The organism is Aliiroseovarius sp. PTFE2010, assembly GCF_049943335.1.
Taxonomy (GTDB): Bacteria; Pseudomonadota; Alphaproteobacteria; order Rhodobacterales; family Rhodobacteraceae; genus JBNFVY01.
Genome location: NZ_JBNFVY010000048.1, coordinates 1 through 384 on the forward strand (window position 1 = coordinate 1; position 384 = coordinate 384).

The 384-nt window shown below is 64.6% G+C and carries 1 pseudogene; it reads right to left on the reverse strand.

What is annotated here, in order from left to right:
* Nucleotides 1-384, reverse strand: a pseudogene (locus ACP2AV_RS15720) (biotin carboxylase); the annotation flags it as partial.

A 384-nucleotide genomic window follows, 5' to 3' on the forward strand; every position in this document is an offset into this window, starting at 1 on the left:
GTCCAGCAGCAGGATGTCCCCGATCGCGGGGCGGAAATCGGCGCTCGCGTCTTCGGCGCAGATGCGCAGTTCGATCGAATGGCCGGTCTGGGGAATGTCGCCCTGCGCGGCGCTCAGCCCCTCGCCCGCCGCGATGCGCAACTGCTCGGCCACCAGATCAAAGCCCGTCACCATTTCGGTCACCGGATGTTCCACCTGAAGGCGGGTGTTCATTTCCAGGAAATAAAACGACCCGTCCTGCGCATAGATGAATTCCACCGTGCCGGCGCCGCGATAGTTGACCGCGCGCGCAATCCCGGCGGCGGTTTCGCAGATCTCGTCGCGTTGCTTGGGCGTCAGCGCCGGGGACGGCGTTTCTTCGATGATCTTCTGGAACCGGCGCTG